A 3,359-nucleotide genomic window follows, 5' to 3' on the forward strand; every position below is an offset into this window, starting at 1 on the left:
CACGTCAACCAGCGACCAGTGCATTCTGCTCGCTTCACGTTGGGCAGACAACGAAACTATTGAAGAACCTGAGGGGCCGGACTTCGAGGCTTTTGTCGCCGCGCTCTCGGAGGTTTGCGTCACGCTGGCGAAGAAAGTGGCGCAGGACGGAGAGGGCGCGACCAAACTTGTCACGGTCGCAGTAACGGGCGCTCCGAGCGATGCCGAAGCGAAAAAAGTGGGGCGCACCATCGCCGAGTCGCCGCTGGTGAAAACAGCTCTCTTTGGCAATGACCCGAACTGGGGCCGCCTGATGATGGCCGCCGGTCGTGCGGGCGTCCCGTTTGATCCCGACAACGCCTCGGCGACGCTTGCGGGAATCGAAGTCTTCAAAAACGGTGTCCCGGCAGCCTTCGACAAAGCCGCCGCCTCGGAGGCCATGAAGACCGATGAAGTTTTAGTGACCGTGGATCTAGGTGCTGGCGATGGCAAAGCGACTTTCTACACCTGTGATTTCTCCTACGAGTATGTCAAAATCAATGCAGAGTACACGACGTAACCTCTCCTCCCCTGCCCTCCTCTCCCGGGCGTTCGTACCTCACTGGGAAAGGAGGGAGCCAATCCCCTTTGATTCCCCTTTCCCAGCGAAGAATGAGCGCCCGGGAGAGGGGCTAGGGGAGAGGTTCTGCGAGGGGACAAAAAGGATAGATGCAATGAAGCGAGCGATTCTAGTTGCAGCGATAATGGTACTGTGCGGGGCAAGCGCCTCCGCGACACCGGCGAATAAGGCGGCACTGGGTGTGCGCTACGGGCGGTTCCTGCCCGCACGCCTCGACGCCTGCTCGACCTGCCATCAGAGCGCTCCGGGCGCAAAGCAGGGCGTCACGCTCGAAGATTTTCCGCACAACCCGTTTGGTGCGCGACTCAAAGCCAGCGCCGAGAGTCTTCGGAAATCCGGTCAGCGTACGGATCTCGGGCGACGGCTGGAGAAGATTGCAAGCGAGGACAGCGACGGCGATGGGGTGGCCAATGAGACCGAGCTTCTGCTAGGGCGAAATCCTGGTGATGCCAAAGACAAGCCGACTTTGGTGGAAGTGGCAGGGCAAGCGAAAACGAAAGTGGCCTTCACCGCGTTTCGAAGCGAGTATAGATGGCAGCCCTTCGAGAGCGTCGTCGCGCCTGCGGTGCCGAACCTGAGTAACCTCTCCCCCTGCCCCCTCCCCCGGGCACTCGCAAGCTCGTTGGGGAAGGGGGTTCTGAAAGCCCCTTTCCCAGCGAAGAATGCGGGTACCCTCTGGGTGCCGGGAGAGGGGTTGGGGAGAGGTTCTCAAAATCCCATTGATGCGTTTCTTGCCGTGGAGCAGCAGAAGCGCGGCTTGACCGTCCAGCCGCCCACCGATAAGCGAACGCTCTTGCGGCGGGCGACGCTGGATTTAACGGGGCTGGTGCCGACTCCAAAAGAGCTGGCAGACTTTCTGGCAGACAAAGCGCCCAATGCCTACGAGAAAGTGATAGACCGGCTGCTAGCCTCGCCGCGCTACGGCGAGCGCTGGGGACGGCACTTTATGGATGTCTGGCGCTACTCCGACTGGGCGGGCTGGGCCGACGGCGGGCAGATTCGCGATAGCCAGCCGCATATCTGGCGCTGGCGGGACTGGATCGTGGAGTCGCTGAATGCCAACAAAGGCTACGACGCGATGGTGCAGGAGATGCTTGCCGCCGATGAGCTGGCTCCCGGCGATCCGCAAGCGCTCCGGGCTACCGGGTTTCTGGCGCGCAACTACAAGCTCCTGAGCCGCGAGCAGTGGCTAGAGGACACGGTCAACCACACATCGAAGGCGTTTTTAGGGATCACGATGCACTGCGCCAAGTGCCACTCCCACATGTACGATCCCATCCCCCAGACCGACTACTACAAGTTTCGAGCGATCTTCGAGCCACACCAAGTACGACAAGACCGGGTGCCCGGCGAGCTCGACACCACCAAAGACGGCCTGCCGCGCGTTTATGATGCCGACCTAAAAGCACCTACCTATCTCTTTGTCCGAGGCGACGAACGCAATCCGGACAAATCAAAAATCTTAGAGCCAGGCACTCCCGAGGCGCTTGGCGGAAAGTTTTTGATTCACCCGGTGAGTCTTCCTCCCGCCGCCTCGTCGCCGGATCGTCGGGAGTTTGTCCAGCGCGACCTGATCAATGCCAGCAACGCGACGCTCCTCGCCGCGTTTCGCGCCCAAGCCACCAAGCCCAGCCCCCTCACCGACGCTGAGGTCACGCTGGCGCAGGCAAGGCACAAGGCGCTCCTAGCGATTTTGGAGGTCGAGGCGAAGGCGACAAAAGAAGCCGCCGAGCTGACACTTCAGGCCCAGCGCGAGGTCGCCGTGGCCGAGGCACGCAAAAATCTCCTCGCCGCCGATGACAAAAAGCGCCCCGAGGCACAGAAAGCACTGGATAGTGCCGAGGCGGCGCTCAAGCAGCCGCTCACGACCCACTACACGCCGCGCTTCACCGCCTACCCCACCGAGAGCTCCGGCAGGCGGCTGGCGCTGGCGCGCTGGCTGACGGATCGGCAGAACCCGCTGACGGCCCGCGTTGCGGTAAACCATGTCTGGCTCCGACACTTTGGGCAGGCGCTCGTTCCCAGTGTCGCAGACTTTGGGCGCAATGGCCGCAAGCCAACGCATCCGCAGCTACTGGACTTTCTCGCGGATCGCTTTATGGCAAGCGACTGGAAATTTAAAGACCTGCATAAGCTCATTCTCATGAGCGCCGCCTACCAGCGCGACAGCCACGCCACTCCGGAGAACCTCAAGCACGACCCGGACAATCTCTACCTCTGGCGCAAGAGCCCGTTAAGATTAGAGGCCGAGGCCGTGCGTGATAATGTCTTGTTCACCGCAGGGCACCTCGACGAAACACGCGGCGGGCCCGAGCTTGATCAAAATATGGCCCTCATATCGCCTCGACGGAGTATCTACCTGCGCAACGCCGCCGAGAAGCAGTCCGAGCTGATGCAGATCTTCGACGGCCCCAGCGTGACGGAGTGTTACGAGCGCAAACCGTCGGTGATGCCCCAGCAGGCCCTCGCGCTCGCCAATAGTGAGCTGGCGCTACGGGAAGCCAGAGCACTGGCGAGGGAATTAACCTCTCTCAACCTCTCCCCTAACTCCTTTCCCCACCCAGAGGGTACCCGGCTTGCGACTGCCCGGGAGAGGAGGGTTGGGGAGGAAAGGTTGTCTAGGGAATGGGGAGAGGTTAACGCGCCTATCTTTGTCAAAAACGCTTTCGAGCGAATTCTCTCCCGACCGCCCAGCACCATTGAGGCGCAGGAGTGCCTACGCTTTCTCGCCACGGGCAATGGAGATATGCAGCGACGCTAC

The 3,359-nt window shown here is 61.3% G+C and carries 2 protein-coding genes; both read left to right on the plus strand.

All coding sequences use genetic code 11. The features are described from left to right. On the plus strand, positions 1–538 hold a 538-nt coding region (locus tag ACH2EH_RS19105), incomplete at its 5' end, for a bifunctional ornithine acetyltransferase/N-acetylglutamate synthase (protein ID WP_395144152.1). Positions 539–692: 154 nt separating this feature from the next. Continuing rightward, positions 693–3,359 (plus strand): DUF1553 domain-containing protein (locus ACH2EH_RS19110; protein ID WP_395144153.1); only part of this gene is annotated, 2,667 nt, incomplete at its 3' end.

The sequence above is a fragment of the Armatimonas sp. genome (assembly GCF_043760365.1).
GTDB lineage: Bacteria > Armatimonadota > Armatimonadia > Armatimonadales > Armatimonadaceae > Armatimonas.